This is a genomic window from Treponema sp. UBA7567, from assembly GCF_002476655.1.
GTDB lineage: Bacteria > Spirochaetota > Spirochaetia > Treponematales > Treponemataceae > Treponema_D.
On record NZ_DLLH01000022.1, the window covers coordinates 1 to 22,671 of the forward strand.

Genomic DNA, 22,671 nt, shown 5'->3' on the forward strand with positions numbered 1-22,671 from the left:
CGAAACAACTTAAAAAGCCAAACTGAAGAAGGCTTTTACAGGAGTATTTATGTCTGAAGAAAATAAAAAATCGTCTTTTAAAATTTTCGCGGTTATTGCAGTTGTCGTTATTGTTTTGGGCATCATTTATAAATTTACTATCGGAACTTACAATAAAATTGTCGATTTGGACGAAAATGTTTCTAGCGCCTGGAGCCAGGTCGAAAACCAGTATCAGCGAAGGCTCGATCTTATTCCAAACCTTGTAAATTCTGTAAAAGTCTATGCAAAACACGAAGACTCTCTTTTTACACAGCTTGCAGAAGCACGTTCAAAGCTCGGAGGAGTTGTAAATATCGACGCTTCGATTACAAACGATCCTCAAAAATTTGCAGAATATCAAAAAATTCAAGGTGAATTAAGTTCTGGATTGCAAAGATTGATGGCGATTTCCGAAAATTATCCTGAATTAAAAGCAAATCAGAATTTTCTTGCCCTGCAGGATGAACTTGCCGGAACAGAAAACAGAATCTCTACCGAAAGAAAACGATTTAACGATTCTGCAAAAAATTACAATTCTTATATCCGAAAATTTCCGCAAAGTATTATTGCCGAAAGAAAAGGTTTTGAGAAAAAAGCATATTTTGAAGCCGATTCAACAGCCTCAAAAGCGCCTGTCGTTCAGTTTTAAGATAAAATAAATTCGAGAACTTGGAAAATGAATAGAAAAAACTTAAAGTCCTTTTTGTTTATTTTTGCGTTTTTTTTGCCTATTTCGCTTTTTGCAGAAGTTTATATTCCTAAACAAACTGCCTGGGTTATGGACAGCGCAAATATCATCGACAAAAATACAAAATCCGAACTCAATTCTTATCTCGAAAGCGTAAACCGGCAGACTGGCGTTCAAATTGCGGTTTTTACAGTAAAATCGCTGGAAAAAGTTGCCGGAACAAACGCGACAATAGAAGATTATGCCTCTGATGTTTTTGAAAAATGGGGCTTGGGTCAAAAAAAAGAAGACAACGGCGTTTTGCTTTTGGTCTGCCTTGACGAGAAAAAAGTAAGAATCGAAGTTGGATACGGACTTGAAGGAGTTTTAACGGACACAAAATGCGGACTTATAATCCGGAATTTTATTGCGCCAGACTTTAAAAAGTTCAACTATTCTGAAGGAATAAAAACAGGCGTAAACCTTATCGCAGGCTATGCAACTGGAAACGAAGAAATTAAAAATAAAGTCGATTCTTCTGAAGAAGACGATGATGATATTTTTCCGGCATTGATTCCTTTTGCAATCTGGGTTTTGTTTTTGATTTTTGTAATTTCCAGAAGCGTAATTGATTCTAAAAACGGAAGAAACCGACGTCCTCCAACCGGCGGATTTTTTATCGGAGGAGGCGGTTTTGGCGGACACGGAGGCTTTGGTGGCGGAAGCGGATTCGGCGGCGGTGGAGGCGGCCGTTCTGGCGGAGGCGGAGCCAGTGGCGGCTGGTAAAACACTTGATTTTTCTTTTTAAGATGAATTTTCCCTCAATATTGAGAATTTACAGTTTTTAAGGTATTCTTTTTCTATGTCTTATGAAGTAACAGCTACCCGGCGACGACCTCAGCGTTTTGAAGATCTTGTCGGTCAGGAATTTGTTGCGGAAACTTTCCGTAATGCCATTCAATCTAAAAAAATCGCACATGCCTACCTTTTTTCGGGTCCAAGAGGTTGCGGTAAAACTTCAACCGCACGCATTTTGGCAAAAGCTCTAAACTGTGCTGAAGGTCCGACTGCTTCTCCTTGCGGACATTGTCAGCAGTGTCTTGAAATTACAAAAGGCACTTGTACCGACGTTATCGAGATTGACGGTGCTTCTAACACTTCTGTAAACGATGTAAGACAAATAAAGGATGAAGTTCTTTTTCCGCCACAAAGTTGCCGTTATAAAATCTATATTATTGACGAAGTTCATATGCTCTCGACTTCAGCATTTAACGCGCTTTTAAAAACAATTGAAGAGCCGCCTCCGTATGTTATTTTTATTTTTGCGACAACAGAACTTCAAAAAGTTCCAGCGACAATAAAAAGCCGGTGCCAGCAATTCAATTTTCGTCTGGTACCTGTAGAAAAAGTAAAAGAACAGCTTGCTTTGGCTGCTTCAGAAATTGGAATTCAAGCAGAAGATGAAGCTCTTTATTGGATTGCGCGGGAATCTACAGGTTCAATGCGCGATGCCTACACTCTTTTTGATCAAGTTGCGGCTTTTAGCGGAGATAAAATCACCTACGACAAAATCCGCGACAAACTCGGACTTGTCGGCGTTGACCGTTTGAATGAGATTTTTGAGGATTGCGCTGAAAACAAAACTCAATCTGCGCTCGAAAAACTTGATTCGTTTTTGCAGGCAGGAATTTCGATTGAACAGTTGATTTCAAATGCAACGGATTATTTGCGTTCACTTTTGCTTATAAAAAATGGAATTACAAAAGAGTCGCTTTTGGGACAGAGCGCTGAACGTTTTAGCGCAAAGGTTTTGTCTGCCTGGAATTCGATTCAAATTGAACGAGCTGTAAGCATTTTTCTGCAGCTTTACCGCGACATAAGATATTCGCTCAGTCCGCGTTATGAACTTGAACTTGCGTTCAGCCGTTTGAGCTGGCTCAGTCAGTATGTTTCGCCTGCCGAAGTAAAAATTGCAATCGACAAAACAAAGGCTGTTCTACTGCAAAATGCACAACCATCCAGTCAAGCACAAAATTCTTCTTTGGAAATGACACAAGCTTCTCAACAACAGCCACAAATGCAGTCTCAATCTCAAAAACCAAGAATTTTTATTTCTCCAGAACCAAAGGTGGCTCCACAGACAGAAAACCGGTCTTTTAGCAATGGCGGAGCTGAACCGCCTGATCAAGCAGCGGCTCAGTCAATTGAAAATTTTAGCGATTTTGAAAATTACGCGCCAGAAGGTTCTTACGCTCCTGATGACCTGGGGCTTTCTCAACAGGAAAATTCTGTTCCAAAGCAAAATTCGCAGCCAGCGGGATTTGTCCGCGACATGCAGGCTTTAAAAAAAACGATTCTCTCAGAACTTTCTAAAAGCGAAAAAACTGCAATTCTCGCAACAACGCTTATTCAGACCGCAGAATGGGTTTTGGACGGAAACACTGTAAAAACAACGGTTGCTTCTAATTTTACGCAGTCGCAGCTGCAAAAACAGGCCGCTCAAATTTCTGCAATAATTTCGCAATATTACGGCGAAAATCTGCAATTCAGCGTAAGCATAAAGCAGGCGGCCAAAGAAAACAGTTTGGAAAATGCGCCTTACGAAGTGCAGCTTTTGTGTTCAATTTTTAGGGGGCAGATTGTTTCTAAAGGTGAACGCACTGAGTCGCCTAAACCTGAAAAAAACGAAAAAACTGATGATGAATCAGATGAAAATATTGAAAATTCTAACTTTAACAACGAAATAATAGAGGAAGAAGATGAATCCATTTGATTTGATGAAAAATCTCAAAGATTTACAGGGAACAATGAACCAGATGCGCGAAGACTTGAAAAATTTGAGCGTAACAGGTTCTTCTGGCGGAAATATGGTTCAAGTTACGATGAACGGTCAGCTTGAAATGACCGCAATTAAAATCGACCCGATTGCGGTTGATCCGTGCGATGTAAATATGCTTCAGGATTTGATTGTTTCTGCAAACCATGACGCGCTCGAAAAAGTTCAGGAACTTATAAAACAAAAAGCTGGCCCGCTTATGGGCGGAATGGGCCTGTAATTTTGAACGCAATTGATGAATTAACAGACAGTTTTTCCAGGTTGCCAGGAATAGGCAAAAAAAGCGCCGCCAGACTTGTAAATTATATTTTAAAAGCAGACAATCTGTGGGTAAAAAGGTTTGCAAGTCAAATTGACCATCTTCAAGAAATTATAAAACCGTGCTCAATCTGCGGAAGCTGGACAGAAAATGATCCATGCCCGATTTGTTCCGATCCATTGCGCGACAGAAGCGTTATCTGCGTTGTCGAACAGCCTCAGGACGTAAACACAATCGACTCTTCCCGCGAATTTAACGGTCTTTTTCATGTTTTGGGCGGAGTTATTGCACCGCTTGAAGGAATTGGGCCTTCGCAACTGCGCATTGCAAGCTTGGTAGAACGAGTAAAATCAGGAACAATAAAAGAAGTTATACTTGCGACAAATCCAACTGTCGAAGGCGATACAACCGCAATGTACATTCAGAGAGTTCTTGCGCCAACCGGCGTGAAGGTAACAAGACTTGCAAGCGGTCTTCCAGTCGGTGGCGACCTCGAATACATAGACAAATTAACCTTAGCACGTTCATTCCGTGGAAGAAGTAGTTTTTAAATTTTCTTGGCAAATTCTCAATATTTTTTCTTTTTTTTCTAAAGTCAATTTTTCAAACTCCGATATGTTATATATAGGGTGGTAAACCCGGGGACTACAAGACGTTGCCTACAAAAAGCAAGTCTGTAGTATTTTAACCAGATCTTACAAGGAGGTGTGATAAAAATACATTCGTGCATTTTTATCGCACAAAGCACAAAGTGCTTTGTATCTCGCCGTCCTTGACGATTTTAAGGAGATAAATTATGGTTATTAATCACAACATGAGTGCTCAGTTTGCAAATCGTTCTACAGGACTCACAGAACTCAGCACAACAAAAAACATGGAAAAGCTTTCATCAGGCATGAAAATCAACCGCGCAGGTGACGATGCTTCTGGACTCGCAGTTTCTGAAAAAATGCGCGCACAAATTCGCGGTATGAACCAGGCTTCTACAAACGCTCAGAACGGTATTTCTTTTATTCAGACTACTGAAGGATATTTGCAGGAAACAACTGACATTGTTCAGAGAATTCGTGAACTTGCAGTACAGTCTTCAAACGGAATCTACACAGACGAAGACCGCATGCAGATTCAGGTTGAAGTAAGCCAGCTCGTTGCAGAAGTTGACCGCATCGCTTCTCAGGCTCAGTTCAACGGTATGAATATGCTCACAGGCCGCTTTGCAAAACCAACAGGAGAAAATACAGTTACAGGCTCAATGTGGTTCCACATTGGCGCAAACATGGATCAGAGAACTCAGGTTTTTATTGGAACAATGTCAGCGGCAGCTCTCGGACTCCGCAACATCGGCTCAGAAGAAATCCTTACTCTTGCAGCTCCTGATGATGCTAACCGCGCAATTGGAACTCTCGACGAAGCGCTCAAAAAGATTAACAAACAGCGCGCTGACCTCGGTGCTTACCAGAACCGTCTCGAAAAGACAGTTGTTGGTTTGGACATTGGCGCTGAAAACCTCCAGGCTTCTGAATCTCGCATCCGCGATACAGACATGGCAAAAGAAATGGTTGACTTTACAAAGAACCAGGTTCTTACACAGGCTGGAACAGCTATGCTGGCTCAAGCAAACCAGAGTTCACAGAATGTGCTCAGTTTGCTCCGCTAGGCTTAAAGTTAAAATATCTGGGCAGTCCAAAAAAGTTTTTGATTAGCTTTGGATTGTCCACAGAAAAAACTGTCCTGAAAAGTTTGAAGTTTTTACACTAGACTTTTCGTAAAGGGCAGTTTTTTTATTTATGGCAATTTTTATCAATTTTTTTGGAACCGCAGCAGGCCGGGCAGCCGGTTATAATTACGTGTTTTTTGTGGTCGCTGGTTTTATTAAAAAGTCTTGCAATTAAATAGCTTTCTACAGGAACATTTTTTCGGCAAACCGGGCAAATTCTCTGGACGCCGTTTTTTTTGTCCGGATAGCAATGAGGACAGCCTAAAACATACATCCGCTGGTCAGAAACTGTCATGGGTCTAAAAATCCGGCTAAATAAATCTTCGCCAACGGCAAGCGGAGTATTGCACAAAGGGCAACGTACAAAACCCAAACCGCCATTTGCAGTTTTTTGTTTTTTTAAATTTTTGACGGCAGTTTTTTTATTTTGAATTGACAAATTTTTTAAGTAAAGTCCGCGCAGCAAAAAAACAAGAATTGTTGCCACAGAAAAAAGCGCAAGATAAGTAAAAAAATCTTTCATAAAATTATTCTAACATAAAAACAAATCTTTTATCTTCCGAAAAACTTACGCCGGGGTGTAGGCGCGCCGAAGGCGTTCAAAATAAAATCAAACGGATTTTATTTTGAATGACAACGCCGAAACACCGGTTGGACAATAAAATTTCGTCCAAAGTCTGACAAAAATCGTTTTTTTCGCTATAGTGTAAGGACATTCCGAAAAATCTTGTAGCGATTTTTTGAATTTTTTGATTTTATTGAGGATTTTTTATGAAAGCACTTGTTATTGGAAGTGGCGGACGCGAGCACACAATCGCCTGGAAATTAGCACAGAGTTTAAAAATTGAAGAAATTATCTGTGTTCCTGGAAACGGCGGAACTGCCGACGAAGCAAAATGCAAAAATATGAATGGCGATGCTATTGAAATTGCAAAAAATGAAAAAGTTGATTTTGCCGTTGTTGGTCCGGAAGATCCTCTCTCAGAAGGAATCGCTGATAAACTTTGGGCTGCAGGAATTCCGACAGTTGGTCCTAAAAAGCAAGGTGCTGCCCTCGAAGCTTCAAAAGATCTTTCTAAGGTTTTTATGGAAAAATATGGCGTTGCATGCGCCGCTTCAAAAACTTTTACAGATAAAGAAAATGCGCTCGAATATGTTAAAAATCATGGAGCTCCAATCGTTGTAAAAGCTGACGGTCTGGCTGCTGGAAAAGGCGTTGTTGTTGCAAAAACCGTTGACGAAGCCCTCAAAGCCGTAAATGATATGATGGACGGCGAATTTGGCGATGCCGGGAAAAAACTCGTTATCGAAGATTATTTGCAGGGAGTTGAAATTTCGGTTCTTGCGGCTGTAAGCGTTACGGAAAATTCCGCAAAAATAAACAAAGCCTGCATAAAGGCATTTTTGCCAGCCCGCGACCACAAACGACTGCTCGACGGCGCAAAAGGTCCAAATACCGGAGGAATGGGCGCAATCTGTCCTCCACAGGATGTTACTGAACAGACAATGAACGCTTTCCAAAAAAATATTCTTGAGCCAACATTGCGCGGTTTAATCGAAGAAAAAATGGACTACCGCGGATTTATTTTCTTTGGACTTATGCTTACAAAAGATGGTCCAAAAGCTCTTGAATACAATGTTCGCTTAGGAGATCCGGAAACTCAGGCTGTTTTGCCGATGATGGATTTTGATTTTGCCGACCTTTGTCTTGCAATTACAGGAGAAACTCTTTCTGACTTTAACCTTCAATGGAAAAAAGGATTTCAGGTTGCTCCTGTTGCAGTTAGCGGCGGTTATCCTCTTAAATATCCAAAAGGAAAAGAAATTTCTATTGATTCGGCAAAAATAAAAAAGAACGGTGCAAAAGTTTTTGTTGCCGGCGCTGTAAAAAATGAAAACAATGTCCTCGTTACAAGCGGCGGACGCGTTCTTGCCTGCTCGGCCCACGGCTCAAGCTTTGACGAAGCCTGGAAAAAAGCATATTCTGCTCTCGAAGGCATAAAATTTGAAGGAATGTTCTACAGAAAAGACATTGGTCTTCCGGGAGCAGCAGAATCAAATTAAAAAGCAAATTTTTGTAACAAAATAATATAGAATAAAAAAAGACTGGCCTGATAAAGCGTAAAATTTTATCTGGCAGTCTTTTTTTTGTGTTAGCGATGGGAATGGCGCGCCGAAGGCGCGTTCCGGAGCAAGGCGCAGGAATGAGCGCAGCGAACCATGGACGTAGCGACCGAAGGCTTTGCCTTCGGGAACACCCGTTTTTTACTGAACGCTAAAAAGCAAATCTTCGTAACTTGGATAAGGTTTGTATTCCTGGCCCAAAAGCTCTTCGAGCAAGTCGCCGCTTGAGCGCAAATCTTCCATTGCAGGAAGGATTTTTTTTGCATAATCCTGGGCTTTTTCCATAAGCTCAGTTTTTTTCTGTGCCTGAATGTGCAGTTCGTCGAGCTTTTGCTTTTTTTGCTCAACTTCGTTCAAAAGAGCAGACACTTTTTTTATCTGATTTTTGCCGTATTCAAACGGAAGGTCTGCCGGCATTTTTGAATATGTGTCCGTAAGTTTGTTCAGAAAATTAAGCGCAGAAGGTTCAATGTCTTTATTTACCATTTCAATCATTGTTCCAACTTCAATGTTCAAAACCTGACAGTATTTTTCAAGTTTTACGTCGTAGTGGCTTTTCATTTCAACTTCGGAATAAATTCCTGTCTGTTCAAAAAGTTCTATGTTTTTTTTGTCCAGATAATGAGCCATGGCGTCAGGAGTTGTGCGGAAATTTTTAAGTCCGCGTTTTTCGGCTTCTTTTATCCATTCTTCGCCGTAACCGTTTCCGTTGAACAAAATTCTCCAGTGAACAGTGATTTCGCGTTTAATGAGATTTTGAAGTTCTTTGTCAAAATTTTCAGCTTTTTCGAGTTCATCTGCAAATTTTGAGAGGGAATCAGAAAGTATTGCGTTTAATATCGTGTTTGGACCGGAAATTGACAGGTTTGAACCTACTGAGCGGAATTCAAAGCGGTTCCCTGTAAAGGCAAATGGCGAAGTTCTGTTGCGGTCTGTCGAATCCTTTGGAATTGCAGGCAAAACGTCTACGCCAATCGACATTTTTTTGCTTCCGTTTCCAGTGTAAGGCTTGCCGTCCTTAATTGCCTTTAAAATTGCTTCAAGCTCGTCGCCAACGTAAATCGACATGATTGCTGGAGGTGCTTCGTTCGCTCCTAAACGGTGATCGTTTCCGGCACTTGCAACAATCGCGCGCAGCAAATCCTGATGATCATCTACAGCCTTTATAACCGCCGTCAAAAAGAGCAAAAACTGCGCATTTTCCATCGGCGTTGTTCCTGGAGAAAAAAGATTTTCGCCGGAATCGGTAGCAATCGACCAGTTGTTGTGCTTTCCGCTGCCATTTACGCCTTCAAAAGGCTTTTCGTGCAAAAGGCAGATTAAACCGTGACGGCGCGCAACTTTTTTCATAACTTCCATTGTAAGCTGGTTTTGGTCTGCGGCAAGATTTGAAGTTGTAAAAATTGGAGCCATTTCATGCTGAGCTGGAGCGGCTTCGTTGTGTTCGGTTTTTGCGTAAATTCCAAGTTTCCACAATTCTTCGTTCAAATCTTCCATATATTCGATTACGCGCGGCTTAATTGCGGCAAAATACTGGTCGTCCATTTCCTGTCCTTTTACAGGATGAGCACCAAAAAGCGTTCTGCCGGTCATTTTTAAATCGCGTCTTTTGGCATAGAGTTTTTCGTCAACCAAAAAATATTCCTGTTCAGGGCCCATTGTTGTCGTCACATGCTTAGCAGAATTTCCGAAAAGTTTTAAAATCCGGAGGGACTGGCGGTTTAAGCTTTCCATAGAACGCAAAAGCGGAGTTTTTTTGTCGAGGGCTTCGCCGTTGTAAGAGCAAAAAGCGGTTGGAATACAAAGAGTGTGGTCTTTTACAAATGGAAATGAAGTCGGGTCCCAAACTGTGTAACCGCGGGCTTCAAAAGTTGAACGATAACCGCCGCTCGGAAAAGACGAGGCATCTGGTTCACCTTTTATAAGTTCTTTTCCACTAAAACTCATGATAATTTTGCCTTCAGCAGCAGGCGTCAAAAAGCTGTCGTGTTTTTCGGCAGTAATTCCAGTCAAAGGCTGAAACCAGTGCGAATAATGAGTTGCGCCTTTTTCAATCGCCCAGTCTTTCATAGCATTGGCAACTTCGTTTGCAACACCGAGTTCAAGCGGGCAGCCTTCCACCATGGTTTTTTTTAAAGAGGCATAAATATTCGCAGAAAGCCTTTTTTTCATTTCGCTTTCATTAAAAACCATGCACGCAAACATTTCAGGAACGTTAATCATACCACCCTCACTGCCCGCAACCGCGGAACATTTGTAATTTTGCACAAAAGTATATCAATTTTTTGTTTTTATTTAAACTGCACGCAAAAAAAAGCCCGGACTAATTTGAATTTTCTTTCAAAAAAGTCCGGGCTTTCTAATAATTTAATATTTTTTGTGCTTAGTTTTTTACTAGCGCAAATCTGTTGTACGAATCCAGTCCTGGTCTGTGTATGTGCGGTTTTCGCCACCCATTGACCAAATGAATGTGTAGTTGCTTGTTCCACAACCTGAATGGATTGACCAAGAAGGGTTGATTACAGCTTCGTCATTGTGCATTACTATGTGGCGTGTTTCCTGAGGTTCGCCCATAAAATGGAACAAAATCTGGTCTTCTGGCAAATCAAAATAGAAATAAACTTCCATACGGCGTTCGTGTGTATGAGCCGGCATTGTGTTCCAAACCGAACCAGTTTCCAGATGGGTCATTCCCATCGAAAGCTGGCATGTTTCCAAAATATCCGGGTGAATGTACTGGTTGATTGTGCGGTCGTTTGATTCTGCGGCAGAACCTGCATGCACGTGGTTTGCCTGTTCATAAGTAATTACGCGGCTTGGGTAAGAAACGTGCGCAGGAACTGAGTTCATATAGAATTTTGCAGGATTTTTCTTGTCTACGCTTTCGAGAACAACGTCTTTTGTTCCGGCACCAAGATAAAGAGCGTCGTAATGATTTACTTTGTATTCAACGCCGTCAGCAACAACAATTCCGTCACCGCCAATGTTAATCATTCCAAGTTCACGGCGCTGGAGGAAAAAGTCAACTCCAAAATCTTTCATTGGATCAATATTTTTGTCCAATTTAACTTTCTTATCTACAGGCATTGCTCCAAGAGTTACAATGCGGTCAATGTGGCTGTAAACTGCGCTTACATCATTTTTTACAAAAATATTAGAAATCAAAAACTCTTTGCGAAGTTCTTCGGTTGTCATTGTTTTAAAAGGTTCTTTTCCAGTTGAATAGCGAATATCCATCTTTTTCTCCATTTAATAAAATTTTATAAAATTAAAATCGCACTTCGTGCACTTTTATAAGTTTATTCTTCCATTGTAAAAAGTCAATCACAAGTTTGCGCAGTAAGATAATTGTGACTAAAACCGTCAGGAGTTTCTGTTAGCGTGTATTTTCCGATTACAGTAATTTCCTGATCTATAACCGGCTCTTTTCCGGCAAAATCGTATTTGAACTCAAGGCCTTGCTGACAGCAGGCAAGAGCATCTTTTATGATTACCGCATAAGAAGGCTGGCCATCCGGACTGTTTAATTTTATAAAGTTTCCTTTTATTTTAAAAGTTTTTCCGTTGAAGTTTTGCGGTTCAAGCATAAGATTAAAAACCTGGGCATAAACCATATTTGAGTTCATTTTTGTAAGATCGAAATCTACCGAAAAACCGGCTTTTTTTTCTGATTGCTCCTGATTTTTTTGCTGAATTGAATTTTTTGTACACGAAGCAAAGGTTAAGGTCAACGCGAGAAGGACAGCAGCAGCGCCGAAGGCGTTCAAAAATGGCAAAAAAGCCATTTTTGAATGAAACTGCGAATGGCCTGACGGCAGATTTTCTGCCGGCTCGCCAAAAAAATTTTTAAACAAAGAATGATTTTTCATTTTAGAAATTTCCCCGCAACCGAAAATACGACAAAAACAAAAAGATTGACCGCAACAATTGTCGAGCCAACCGGAGTTCCTGCCAGAATTGAAATTAAAAGTCCAGAAACTGAACATACAACAGAAACCGCCGCGCTGCAAATTATTACGCTTTTAAAGCTTTTCAAAACGCGCATTGCTGAAAGCGCCGGAAAAATTACCAGAGCGCTGATTAAAAGCGAGCCGACAAGATTCATTGCAAGAACGATTATTATGGCGATTATAACGGCAATTACCAGATTGTAAAGGCTTGCGTGGGTTCCGACAGCCTGAGCGAAATTTTCGTCAAAGGTTACGGCGAAAATTTTGTTGTAAAAGACGATAAATGCGGCAATTACGGCAACCGAGAGAATTACGCACAGATAAACTTCGGCTTTTGTAAGCGTCAAAATTGAAGTTGAACCAAAAAGTGTGGAACAGACATCGCCTGCAAGATTTGCGGACGAACTAAAAATGTTCATTAAAAGGTAGCCGAGAGCAAGAGATGAAACGCTTATGACGGCAATTGCGGCATCGCCCTGAATTTTTGTGTTTTTTCCAGTGCGCAAAAGGAGAATTGCGGCTATGACAGTGAATGGCAAAACAAGATACATATTGTTCGACAAATTAAGAACCGCAGCAATCGCCATGGCTCCAAACGCAACATGGCTCAATCCGTCGCCAATAAAACTGAACCGTTTTAAAACCAAAGTTACGCCAAGCAAGCTTGAACAAAGCGAAATCAAAACTCCGACAATAAACGCATACTGCACAAACGAAAAACTAAAATAATGGATTAAAGTGGACATAAAATCGTCTCCAAAATAAAAAAAATCAATTTATAAAAGTTGAAATTTTGCTTTTTTTACAAAAACTTACAAAACTTTCGTAAATTACAAAAGTTTTACTCCCATAATTCGCTTTATCTGTCCATTGCAATCCGGGCAGGTCGATTTATGCACAAATTCGGCCTTTGTTCCAAAAAAAATTTCTTTTCCAATGTGCAGAACGTGGGTTGCGAAGCGAAGCGAAGCGTCTATGTCGTGGCTTATCATAATGACCGTAATTCCGCTTTTATGCAAATTTTCGATAAGTTTGTACATTTCTTCCTGCGCTCCCGGATCAAGCGCGCTTACAGGCTCGTCGAGCAAAAGCATTTTTTGAGTGGCGCACAATGCCCTGGCAAGAAGGACTCTCTGCTGCTGTCCGCCAGAAAGTTCACGGTAACATCGGCGCGCAAGATGAGCAATTCCCATTTTTTTCATATTTTTCATGGCAAGTTTTTTTTCTTCTTTTTTGTAGAACGGACGGCAACCGCAACGGCTCTGACAGCCAGAAAGAACTATTTCCCAGACGCTGGCCGGGAAATCCCTCTGAACAAAAGTCTGCTGCGGCAAATATCCAATTTCGTCCGCCAAAAGTCCGTCTCCTGTTTCGATTGTGCCAGAAATCGGCTTTAAAAGTCCAAGAATTGCCTTCATCAAGGTCGATTTTCCGGAACCATTTTCGCCGACAATGCAAAGATAGTCGCCGGAATTTACCTTGAACGACAGATTTTTTATTATGATTTTTGATTCATAACCTAAAACAAGATTTTTGCAAATTAACTGTGCCATAATTTTTGGCGTTTCCCTCCGCTTCACTTCGTTACGCTTCGGGTCGCTATGTCCGCCCTTCGCCGCAAAATCGGCTCATTGCGTGGCTTATCGCCGCGCAACTTCGGGGCTGCCAGCGCTAACGCATTCACTCCTTTCCGAAAAAATCTAATTTTTCGTAATTTTCTTTCATAACATCGATATAATTTTTTCCAGCTTTTATCTGATCAAAAGTTGCAGACTGCATTGAATCGATTACAAAAATTTCGCATTTTCCGTCAAATCCGGCATTTTTTATTACGGTTTTTGCAATTTTTTTGTCAGAATTTTCGGTCACAAAAACCCTCGGCTCTTCAAATTCCTGAACCTTTTTTGAAAGAAAGGCAACCGTTTCAAAACTTGCTTCCGTTTCTGCCGAACATCCGGAAAAAGCAGCAAAATATTTTGCTCCAAGCTCGTCGGTCATATAACGGAACGGAAAACGGTCGCAGAAAATCAAAGGTTTTGAAGAAAAGTCATTTTTTTTGGAAAGCTCAAGCGCAATTTCCGAAAGAGAATCAAGTTTTTTAAGATAATTCTGCAAATTTTTTGCATAAACAGAAGAATTTGCAAGATCCAAAACTTCAAGATATTCCGCAATTTTTATAACAGCGGTCTTTGCATTTTTTACGGAAAGCCAGACATGCTCGTCATATTCAATTTCGTCTTCGTGCCCGTCATTTTCTTTGTTGCTTTGCATGCCTTCTACGTTTTCTTCTTCCTTAACATTTTGCGCAAGAATTTCCATTAGATTTACAGTAAATTGATTTTTGTTGTTTGAATTTTTTATAACCTGAGAAACCCAAAAATCGCTTTCGCCGCCAACATATATAAAAAGGTCAGAACTTGCAATTTTTACAATGTCGGCCGTGCTCGGCTGGTAAGAATGAAGGTCTGTTCCGTTTTTTGCAAGAAGTTCAAGCTCAAAACTGTCGCTGCCTTCAATCAAATTTTTAACCCAATCGTATTCTGGAAAAATTGTTGCAACAACTTTTATTTTTTGTTTTTCTGCTTCAGATTCTGTTTTTGTATTTTGATTTTTTTTGCAGCCTGCAAAACTCAGAGCAAGAACCGCCGCAAAAAAAAACGTAACAACTTTATTCATTTTCATTTTTTTTCTCCACAACTTTTGCAAATTCCAACCAAGGTGCTTTCGCCACGGCTCACTTCAAATCCTGTATTTTTTTCAAGAGCAGCAACAAGTTTTTCCGCAGCCGCTTCATCGAAATGAAAAATTTTTCCGCATTTCTGGCACGAAAGGTGAATATGTGTCCGGCAGGAATTGCAATCAAAAAACTGATAGAAAGATTCTCTCGAACCTGGTTTTGAACATCTTTTAATTTTTCCTTCAGATTCCAGCTCCGCCAAATTTCTGTAAATGGCGCTTTTGCTGATTTCTTTTCCGCTCAAGGCAAGCTCAATTTGTTTTGCAGAAAACATCTTGTCGGGATTTTCGCTAAAAAACGAAAGAAGAGAATTTCTCTGCTCAGTAGAATAATTGATTTTCGCCATATTTCAATTTGCGAATTAGTCGCAAATTGATTTAAGCATAATGCAAAATTTCATTCAAGATTTTTCAATAAATTATCAAAAAAAAGAATAAAAATTGTAAGAAAAATTGAAATTTTAAAATCTGCGCTATAACTAAATCCGCGCCTGAGCCGTATAGAGATTAAAATATTCGCCTTTTTTGTTCAAAAGCTGTTCGTGAGTTCCGGTTTCTACAATTTTGTGGTTTTCCAAAACGGCAATTTTGTCCGCATTTTTTATCGTACTCAGGCGATGCGCAATTACAAAAGCCGTGCGTCCGCTGCACAACCTGTCAAAAGCATTTTGGATTTTTTGCTCGGTAATGCTGTCGAGAGCGCTTGTTGCTTCGTCCAGAACCAGAACAGGAGGATTTTTTAAGAAAACGCGCGCAATGCTTATCCGCTGTTTTTGTCCGCCGGAAAGCTTAATTCCACGCTCGCCGATTACGCTGTCAAAACCGTTCTGCATATTCATTATGTCGTCGTAAATCTCCGCTTCTTTTGCAGCCTCAATAATTTCTTCCTCAGTTGCCTCCGGCCGCCCATAAGCAATATTTTCTCTTATTGTTCCAGCAAACATAAAAACATCCTGCTGAACAAAACCAATTTGCGAACGAAGAGATTTTAACTTGTAATCGCGAATATCAATTCCGTTTATTTTTATTGAACCGTCCTTAACTTCATAAAAACGCGCAAGAAGATTGCAGAGAGTTGTTTTTCCACCGCCACTCGGTCCGACAAAAGCGACAGTCTGTCCTTTTTTTACTTCGAGAGAAATGTTTTTTAAGACAGGAAAATTTTCCGAATAACCAAAGCTTACGTTTTCAAAATCTACATTTTCAATTTTTGCAGAAAGTTCTACTGCGCCAGGTTTTTCCGGCATTTCTTCGTGAATTTGCATCATTTCCGAAAAACGCATAAATCCTGCCATTCCAGTGCTAAACTGCTCAACAAAATTTGCAAGACGACGGATTGGCTGCAAAAAAGCGGCAACAAACATATTTGCGGCAACCAAATCTCCGAGAGTCATTTTTCCTTTCATTATATAAAATCCGCCGACAGCCAGAATAATTACGCTCAAAATGTGAGTGACAAATTCCATTTTTGAGTGCATTCCGGCCATTGCCTTGTAATAAAGGCGTTTTGCGTCAAAAAAATTCTGATTGCTTTTTTCAAATTTTGAAAATTCGTAATCTTCATTTGTAAAAATTTTTGTAGTTCTTGCGCCGCTGATTGAACTTTCGACCGCCGAGTTGATTTCCGCAGTTTTTCCTTTTACAAGGCTCGAAGAACCCATTAAACTTTTTCGGCTCGAATAAACCGCAAAAATAAGAAGAGGCAAGGTTACAAAAACAATTACTGCAAGCTGCCAACGAATTGAAACCATTACAAAAAATGCGCCAAAAAGCGTTAAAAGCGAAATCAGCAAATCTTCCGGTCCGTGATGCGCTAGTTCAGAAATTTCAAAAAGATCAGTTGTACTGCGGCTCATAAGCTGACCAGTACGATTTTTGTCAAAAAAAGAAAATGACTGCTTTTCGATATGTTCAAAAATATCGCGCCGCATATCTTTTTCAACGGCGACACCAAAAACATGTCCAAAAAATGTAATAAACCATTGCGCAACAGTCCGCAAAACGCACATTAAAAAACAGAGCGCAATTATTGAAAAAAAAGTAAAAATTACAGTCCGCTGAATTGAACTATCGGCGGAATCTAAATATTGCGGCAAAACTTTATTCAATGTGAATCTTGAAATTACTGGAAAAACAACATCAACGGCGGCAACAAAAACTGCGCAGAACAAATCCGCAAAAAAGAGCCATTTATGCGGCTTAAAATACGAAAAAAACAGTTTGTATTCGTTTTTCTTTACATCTCTAAAACTTAACGGCAAGACCGCAGATTTTTTGTTTTTAGCCATTTTAGTTTTCTTCAACCCATTTTTTTATGCCGTTTACAACATCGACATCAATCTGATGTTCAACACGGCAAGCATTTTCTTCGCACTGCTCTTCCGAAAGCCCCGTAATTTTCTGCAAAAAAAGTGTTAAAAGTTTGTGACGTCCATAAACATCTTCCGCCTTAAGCTGGCCTTTTTCCGTCAATTTAATCGTGTTGCCGAGCGTAAATTCTATATAACCGTCTTTTTCCAAAAGTCCCATTGCCCGGCTTACGCTTGGACGAGAAACAGCAAGTTTATTAGCAACATCAACGGAGCGGACAAAACCATTTTCAAGCTGCAAGCGCAAAATTGCCTCAAGATAGTCTTCACCAGATTCGTACATCGCACTTCCCCCTGCGTCAATTTTCTTCAATATATTCAGACTATTTTAGCAAAAAAAACATTTCCGTGCCATAATAAAAGCTCGTTATGAACAACGGCGGCAAAAATCAGTTTTAAGCATAAAAATTCCATTCATTATAAAATCATTCTCAAATCCGTGTGACATTCTGCAAAAATTAAAATAGAATAGTATTATTGAATTTGATTTCGGGCTTATTTTTTGTCCGCAAATCCTCGATTTTTAACCACGATATTCAAATATTACAAAAACTGGAGATTCCTCATGGACGATTCATTTTCTATCCGAACGGTTACGCCAAATGACATGGCTACTTTAAAATCACTTATTCTTGGGCTTGCAGAACACGAACGCCGGCCTCAAGATGTAACAGGAACCGAAGACGAGATGCGCCACTGGCTTTTTGACCGTAAAATTGCCACCGCGCTTTTTGCAGAACTTGACGGTCAGGCAATCGGCTATGCGATTTATTATCCGGTTTATGGTTCTTATTCGGCTCGCGGACGTGTTTATATCGAAGATATTTATTTTAAGCCAGAATTCCGCGGAAAAGGCTACGGAACAAGGCTTTTGGCTCATATTTGCAAAAAAGTTCTCGAAGAAGGCTATATTGGACTGGAATGGAGCGCTCTCGATTTTAACACAGGTTCAATCGACTATTATTTAAAACTCGGTGCAAAAAAAGAAAAAGGCCGTACATATTTTGATTTTTCAAAAGAATGTATGGAAAAACTTATAGCCCGAATTTCAAAATAATTTTTTACAGCATTTTCTACTGTTTTATAACCGGCAGTTCGATTACAAAACGCGCGCCGTTTTTCTTGTCCAAGCGGTCGGTTACATACAGCTTGCCATCGTGAGCTTTTATGATATGGGCCGCAATTGAAAGTCCAAGACCTGTTCCGCCCATATCCCGGCTGCGGCCTTTGTCAATTCTGTAAAAGCGTTCAAAAATCCGCTCCCTATATTCATTTGGAATTCCTTGGCCGTTGTCCTCCACCGAAATTTGAACAAGGTTTCTCTCTGCAAAAAGTTTTACTTTACAGTCGACTTCGGTATTTTCCGGACAGTATTTTATTGCGTTGTCGATTAAATTCCCCAAGGCTTCGTCAAAAAGTCCTTCGTTGAGCATACAGCAGACTTTATCGCTTTTTCCAACATCAACCGAACACAAAAGTTTTATATTTTTTAGTTCCGCCTTGCTCATAAAACGTTCGCAAACTTGTTTTGTGGCAGCAACAACATCGTGCTTCATGGTTTCTGGTTTTTTGTTGTCTTTTTCAAGTCTTGAAAGCGTAAGCAAATCTTCAATAATAGCCATCAGCCTTATGCTTTGAGCGTTTATGATTTGCAAAAAGTGAATTGCGGTAGGCTTGTCATCGATTGCGCCATCAAGCAAAGTTTCCGTAAAACCCGTAATCGATGTAACAGGAGTTTTCAATTCGTGCGAAACATTTGAAACAAAATCCTTGCGAACCTGCTCAAGACGCTGCATTTCTGTCGCCATAATTTCCATTCGGTTGCCAAGCTTTCTAAGTTCAGAAGGAGAGCGTACAGTGCTTTTTGCGTCAAAATTTCCTTTTTTATATTCTCCTGAAAGAATTTCAAGTTTTTTAATCTGATGAACGATATAAGCAGAAACAATGAACGTAAGAAGCAGAATTATTACAAAAACCGTGCACATGGTTTCGATTATTTGTTTTTTTGAGCTCGTTGAAAAATAAACTGACATCGAAAGCGGAACCGAGAGCCTTAATGCGTAAATTCCGTTTTTTGTCTGAATCGGCAAGGCATAGTACATTACGTTGTCGTTTGAAACCGTACTTTTACGAATCGCCTTTCCTTCTTTTCCAGAAAGCGCCGCCGAAATTTCTTCGCGGTCTTTGTGATTTTCGAGAGTTGAAATTTCATCAGCTTCAGAATCGCCAATCACATTTCCATCTGGAGCAACAAGCGTTATGCGAAAATCTTTTGACAAGGAATTTGAACCGCGAAATCCAACAGAATCCGTAAAATTGAATTTTTTCAAAAATTCGTCAATATTTTTATCTTTATTTTTTTCGCCTAAATGCTCAGACACAATTTGAACAAGCGAATTTCCAAAAACACTCAAATTCTCTTCAGTTTGATTTTCCGCAACCGTCCGAACCGACAAAATATTCTGCTTTAAAAGATAAAAAAATCCACAAGTCAAAATAAGTCCGTTCAGAACAAAAAGCAAAACTGTAATCGAAACCGTTTTTTTCTTAATCATTTACTCAACTGCCTCTTCTCCGTACATTCTGTAGCCAACACCGCGAATTGTTTCAATCATTTCTTTGCAGCCAGCGTCAGAAAGCTTGTGCCGGATACTCAAAATTTGAACGTCAATTGCCCGTTCTGTAACAGGATAATCCGAACCTTTGATTGCATTTATAATCTGCTGGCGAGAGAAAACCTGTCCTGCATGACGCACAAGATGTTCAAGAATTGCAAATTCAGTCGCAGTAAATTCAACCTTTTTGCCTTCAAACAAAACTTCGTGACGCGGAATATCGACAGAAATGGGGCCGGCAGTCAAAACGTCCCCAGAAACCGCAGGAGAGTTTTGATTTTGAGCACGACGCAACACAGATTGAATTCGGGCAAGCAAAACTTTTGTAGAAAATGGTTTTGTAATATAATCATCCGCCCCAAGTTCAAGTCCAGTAACAATGTCGCTTTCTTCGGTTTTTGCGGTAACCATGATGACTGGAATTGAGCGGGTAGAATCATCGCCTTTTAAAATCCGGCAGACGTCAAGACCGCTCATGTCAGGCAGCATAAGATCAAGAAGAATCAGATCTGGTTTTTCCAACCGCGCAAACTGAACCGCCTGAAGCGCATTTTCCGCACAAACCGTTTCAAACCCGCTTTTTTCAACATTGTATTTTATAAGTTCACGAATCGGCTCTTCGTCGTCAGTAATTAAAATTTTCATACCAATTCTCCCATATTTTGTTTTTTGCCGCTTTTTGACCGAAAATTGCCCGATCTGAGCATCCACTTTCTGCCTTTTAACCGCAAATCCCCGCCTAAACCGCAAATTGCCCGGTCTGACCGCTCAGTTTCCGCAAGCCGCAAATTACGCAGTTTTTCCGTCGTTCAGCATTGTTTTTACCGAATGTGCAATATTTACAGTGTGATCGCCGATTCTTTCAAAATACTTTGCAATCATCAGCACTTCAAGAGTCTGTTCCGCAGTTTTTCTGTCAGTTTTTTCGCCGCTTCCCATCATATCGACAAGGATGTTTTTTTCTTTTAAGAAAAGCTCATCAACATCATCATCCATTTTTTCAACAGTTGCCGCAAGTTCTGCATCCCGCCTTACAAACGAAGAAACCGCAGTGTTCAGCATTTTTATTGTAATATCTGCCATTTGCGTAATCAACTTATTGTATTCATTTTTTTTAAAATCAATATGATTTGAAATTTCCGCAATGTCGCTTCCCTGGTCGCCTATTCGTTCCATATCAATTATCATACGAAGAGCCGCGCTTATAACTCGCAAATCTCCCGCAACCGGCTGCTGCTGCTGTAAAAGCCTCATGCACATTGCCTGAATTTCACGTTTTTTTACGTCGGTATTTCTTTCACATTCCATTGCACGTTCAATCATTTCTTTTTGACCAGTCACAAGCGCCTGCATTGCGTAAGTCAAACAATCTTCACATTCCGAGCCAAGAAAAACCAGCGCATCGTTAAGTTCCTTGAGCTGATTATCAAATTTAGTTCTCATGATTTCCTCCTGCTTTGCACCGCATTAGCGGCGAGCCATGGATGGCGAGAATCACAGTTTGTGAAAGCAACGCTTGAACAAACTGTAATGATAAAAATTACAAGGATGTAATTTTTATCATGCCTCCTGCTTTGCACCGCAAACTTTGTTTTTTTTGAATAATTTGAATAAATCAACCGAAACGGCCGGTAATATATTCTTCCGTTTTTTTGTTTTTTGGAGTAGAAAAAATCTGTTCGGTTTCGCCGTATTCCACAACCTTTCCAAGCAAGAAAAATGCCGTTCTGTCGCTGATTCTCGCCGCCTGCTGCATGTTGTGAGTTACAATTACAATTGTCAGGTCATTTCTAAGCTGGTCGCAAAGTTCTTCAATTTTTCCGGTCGAAATCGGGTCGAGGGCAGAAGTCGGTTCGTCCATAAGCAAAACTTCTGGATTTACGGCAAGAGCACGCGCAATACAAAGCCTTTGCTGCTGACCTCCGCTCATTCCCAGCGCACTTTTATTAAGGCGGTCTTTAACTTCGTCCCAAATTGCCGCTTCGCGCAAAGATTTTTCAACAATTTCGTCCAAGTCCGCTTTTTTTGTAATTCCATGAGTTCGAGGCCCGTAAGCAATATTGTTGTAAATGCTCATTGGAAAAGGATTCGGCTTCTGAAAGACCATTCCAACGCGTTTTCTAAGCAAATTTACATCGCAGCCCTCATAAATGCTAGTTCCGTCAAGCAAAACATCTCCAGAAATTTTGCAATTTTCGACCAAATCATTCATTCTGTTCAAAGATTTTAGCAAAGTCGACTTGCCGCAACCGCTCGGTCCAATAAAAGCCGTAATTTTATTTTCAGGAATATCCATATCTATCGAATGCAAGGCCTGAAAATTTCCATAAAACAAATCAAAATTGCGTATTGAAATCTTCGCTTTCGGAAAATTATTGTTTTCTCCCATATTGCATCTGCTCCTCTAATTTTTATTTTTTAGGCGGCTTTTTGTCGGTTTTGACCGCCAAAAACCAGGCTATCCGTGGTTCCGTGCTAACTGCACTTCATTGCTCCGCAACGGCTGCGCCGCCACTCCTATCCTTGCCGCTTTGTCATTGTTTTTTCTATTTTTCCAGAAATAAAGTTCAGCACAACTACAAACAGAACGAGCACAACCGCAGTCGCATACGCCTGCTCTGTCCGCAAACCTTCGCACCACAGCGAATACAAATGAACTGCAAGAGTTCGGCCGCTTCCCATTAAATTGTTCGGAATATGGGCTACAGTTCCTGCCGTATACAAAAGCGCCGCAGTTTCTCCAATTATTCTTCCTACGCTCAAAACAATTCCATTTACAATTCCAGGAACTGCAACCGGCAGGACAATCTTAAATACAGTGCGCAGTTTTCCAGCGCCAAGACCAAAACTTGCTTCTCTGTACGTCATTGGAACAGAAAGCAAGGCTTCTTCAGAAGTTCTCATTATTACTGGCAAAATCATAATTGCCAAAGTGCAGCAGCCTGCCAAAAGCGAAAACTGCCATTTCAACGCAGTTACAAAAAGCAAAAGTCCAAACAAACCGTAAACAATCGACGGAATTCCTGTAAGAGTTTCCGCCGTAATTCTAATCACACGGACAAAACGGTTTCCGGCTTTTGCATATTCTGCCAAATAAATCGCCGCTCCAACACCAACCGGAACTGCCATAACAAGCGAAACAACCAGCACAATCGCAGTGTTTACCAATGCCGGAAAGAGAGAGGCATTTTCGCTCGTGTAATGCAAAGAAAAAAGCGACGGATTTATATACATCGCGCCTTTTGCAAAAATATAAATCACAAGACCTGCAATAATTGCAAAAGTAACAAATGCGCAAGTTCTTAAAATAAACCGAAAAATTGCAGATTGTTTTGTCTGATTCATATCAATTCCTCCAAAAACTGCTAACTGCTATT

The 22,671-nt window shown here is 40.4% G+C and carries 23 protein-coding genes; 8 read left to right on the top strand and 15 right to left on the bottom strand.

All coding sequences use genetic code 11. The features are described 5' to 3' along the window. The first annotated feature begins 49 nt into the window (after positions 1 to 49). The 6 genes from B3Y13_RS02205 (at position 50) to B3Y13_RS02230 (ending at position 5,440) form a co-directional block, all read left to right on the top strand. A complete protein-coding gene (locus B3Y13_RS02205; RefSeq protein ID WP_296692443.1) occupies positions 50 to 670 on the top strand; it encodes a LemA family protein in 621 nt (206 codons plus the stop codon). A 27-nt stretch (positions 671 to 697) separates the two neighbouring features. Next, on the top strand, positions 698 to 1,474 hold the full coding sequence (locus B3Y13_RS02210; RefSeq protein ID WP_296666993.1) for a TPM domain-containing protein: 777 nt from the start codon (positions 698 to 700) through the stop codon (positions 1,472 to 1,474). A gap of 76 nt (positions 1,475 to 1,550) precedes the next feature. Then, positions 1,551 to 3,461: a DNA polymerase III subunit gamma/tau gene (gene dnaX, locus B3Y13_RS02215; RefSeq protein ID WP_296666990.1), complete on the top strand. Its 1,911-nt coding sequence runs from the start codon at positions 1,551 to 1,553 to the stop codon at positions 3,459 to 3,461. Then, positions 3,448 to 3,744: a YbaB/EbfC family nucleoid-associated protein gene (locus B3Y13_RS02220; RefSeq protein ID WP_296666988.1), complete on the top strand. Its 297-nt coding sequence runs from the start codon at positions 3,448 to 3,450 to the stop codon at positions 3,742 to 3,744. The genes dnaX and B3Y13_RS02220 overlap by 14 nt, the downstream gene beginning before the upstream one ends. 2 nt (positions 3,745 to 3,746) lie before the next feature. Continuing rightward, the gene (gene recR, locus B3Y13_RS02225) at positions 3,747 to 4,334 is read left to right on the top strand and encodes a recombination mediator RecR (RefSeq protein ID WP_288516216.1); all 588 of its coding nucleotides are present in this window, start codon (positions 3,747 to 3,749) and stop codon (positions 4,332 to 4,334) included. A 245-nt stretch (positions 4,335 to 4,579) separates the two neighbouring features. Further along, positions 4,580 to 5,440, top strand: coding sequence for a flagellin (locus B3Y13_RS02230; protein ID WP_296017626.1), 861 nt, complete (start codon positions 4,580 to 4,582; stop codon positions 5,438 to 5,440). Positions 5,441 to 5,564: 124 nt separating this feature from the next. Here B3Y13_RS02230 and B3Y13_RS02235 read toward each other — a convergent pair whose 3' ends face one another. Further along, positions 5,565 to 6,023 carry a hypothetical protein gene (locus B3Y13_RS02235; RefSeq protein ID WP_296692446.1) on the bottom strand — a complete coding sequence of 153 codons (459 nt, stop codon included), beginning with the start codon at positions 6,021 to 6,023 and terminating at the stop codon, positions 5,565 to 5,567. Between the two features lie 248 nt (positions 6,024 to 6,271). Here B3Y13_RS02235 and purD point away from each other — a divergent pair, with 248 nt between their 5' ends. Beyond that, positions 6,272 to 7,564 (top strand): phosphoribosylamine--glycine ligase, encoded by a 1,293-nt coding sequence (purD, locus tag B3Y13_RS02240; protein WP_296692449.1) that lies wholly within the window; start codon positions 6,272 to 6,274, stop codon positions 7,562 to 7,564. A gap of 201 nt (positions 7,565 to 7,765) precedes the next feature. Here the strand turns inward: purD and B3Y13_RS02245 are convergent, their stop codons facing one another. The 9 genes from B3Y13_RS02245 to B3Y13_RS02285 form a co-directional block, all read right to left on the bottom strand. Further along, positions 7,766 to 9,847: a glutamine synthetase III gene (locus B3Y13_RS02245; protein WP_296666981.1), complete on the bottom strand. Its 2,082-nt coding sequence runs from the start codon at positions 9,845 to 9,847 to the stop codon at positions 7,766 to 7,768. 171 nt (positions 9,848 to 10,018) lie between these two features. Beyond that, a complete protein-coding gene (gene kduI, locus B3Y13_RS02250; RefSeq protein ID WP_296666979.1) occupies positions 10,019 to 10,861 on the bottom strand; it encodes a 5-dehydro-4-deoxy-D-glucuronate isomerase in 843 nt (280 codons plus the stop codon). Positions 10,862 to 10,944: 83 nt separating this feature from the next. Then, positions 10,945 to 11,493, bottom strand: coding sequence for a hypothetical protein (locus B3Y13_RS02255; RefSeq protein WP_296666977.1), 549 nt, complete (start codon positions 11,491 to 11,493; stop codon positions 10,945 to 10,947). After that, positions 11,490 to 12,320 (bottom strand): metal ABC transporter permease, encoded by an 831-nt coding sequence (locus B3Y13_RS02260; RefSeq protein WP_296017594.1) that lies wholly within the window; start codon positions 12,318 to 12,320, stop codon positions 11,490 to 11,492. The genes B3Y13_RS02255 and B3Y13_RS02260 overlap by 4 nt, the downstream gene beginning before the upstream one ends. Positions 12,321 to 12,404: 84 nt before the next feature. After that, positions 12,405 to 13,127 carry a metal ABC transporter ATP-binding protein gene (locus tag B3Y13_RS02265; protein WP_296017587.1) on the bottom strand — a complete coding sequence of 241 codons (723 nt, stop codon included), beginning with the start codon at positions 13,125 to 13,127 and terminating at the stop codon, positions 12,405 to 12,407. 127 nt (positions 13,128 to 13,254) lie between these two features. Further along, complete coding sequence (locus B3Y13_RS02270; RefSeq protein WP_296692451.1) at positions 13,255 to 14,256, bottom strand: metal ABC transporter substrate-binding protein; 1,002 nt, start codon at positions 14,254 to 14,256, stop codon at positions 13,255 to 13,257. Next, complete coding sequence (locus B3Y13_RS02275) at positions 14,253 to 14,657, bottom strand: Fur family transcriptional regulator (protein ID WP_296692454.1); 405 nt, start codon at positions 14,655 to 14,657, stop codon at positions 14,253 to 14,255. Before B3Y13_RS02275 ends, B3Y13_RS02270 begins: the two co-directional genes overlap by 4 nt. 132 nt (positions 14,658 to 14,789) lie before the next feature. Continuing rightward, positions 14,790 to 16,598 carry an ABC transporter ATP-binding protein gene (locus B3Y13_RS02280; RefSeq protein ID WP_296667668.1) on the bottom strand — a complete coding sequence of 603 codons (1,809 nt, stop codon included), beginning with the start codon at positions 16,596 to 16,598 and terminating at the stop codon, positions 14,790 to 14,792. A 1-nt stretch (position 16,599) separates the two neighbouring features. After that, entirely contained in the window at positions 16,600 to 16,962 is a 363-nt protein-coding gene (locus B3Y13_RS02285; protein ID WP_296017559.1) for a metal-dependent transcriptional regulator, read from the bottom strand. Positions 16,963 to 17,244: 282 nt separating this feature from the next. On the opposite strand from B3Y13_RS02285, the gene B3Y13_RS02290 reads away from it, so the two are divergent. Beyond that, complete coding sequence (locus B3Y13_RS02290; protein ID WP_296667670.1) at positions 17,245 to 17,736, top strand: GNAT family N-acetyltransferase; 492 nt, start codon at positions 17,245 to 17,247, stop codon at positions 17,734 to 17,736. A gap of 16 nt (positions 17,737 to 17,752) precedes the next feature. On the opposite strand, the gene B3Y13_RS02295 is transcribed toward B3Y13_RS02290, so the two are convergent. The 5 genes from B3Y13_RS02295 to pstA all read right to left on the bottom strand — a co-directional run bounded on the left by B3Y13_RS02295 (position 17,753) and on the right by pstA (position 22,639). Continuing rightward, positions 17,753 to 19,234, bottom strand: coding sequence for an ATP-binding protein (locus B3Y13_RS02295; RefSeq protein ID WP_296667672.1), 1,482 nt, complete (start codon positions 19,232 to 19,234; stop codon positions 17,753 to 17,755). Continuing rightward, complete coding sequence (locus B3Y13_RS02300; protein WP_296692456.1) at positions 19,235 to 19,939, bottom strand: response regulator; 705 nt, start codon at positions 19,937 to 19,939, stop codon at positions 19,235 to 19,237. Between the two features lie 144 nt (positions 19,940 to 20,083). Further along, on the bottom strand, positions 20,084 to 20,737 hold the full coding sequence (phoU, locus tag B3Y13_RS02305; RefSeq protein WP_296017506.1) for a phosphate signaling complex protein PhoU: 654 nt from the start codon (positions 20,735 to 20,737) through the stop codon (positions 20,084 to 20,086). 172 nt (positions 20,738 to 20,909) lie between these two features. Next, on the bottom strand, positions 20,910 to 21,683 hold the full coding sequence (gene pstB, locus B3Y13_RS02310; RefSeq protein WP_296017501.1) for a phosphate ABC transporter ATP-binding protein PstB: 774 nt from the start codon (positions 21,681 to 21,683) through the stop codon (positions 20,910 to 20,912). Between the two features lie 128 nt (positions 21,684 to 21,811). Then, positions 21,812 to 22,639, bottom strand: a complete 828-nt coding sequence (gene pstA / locus B3Y13_RS02315; protein ID WP_296017494.1) for a phosphate ABC transporter permease PstA — start codon at positions 22,637 to 22,639, stop codon at positions 21,812 to 21,814. Positions 22,640 to 22,671: the final 32 nt, after the last annotated feature.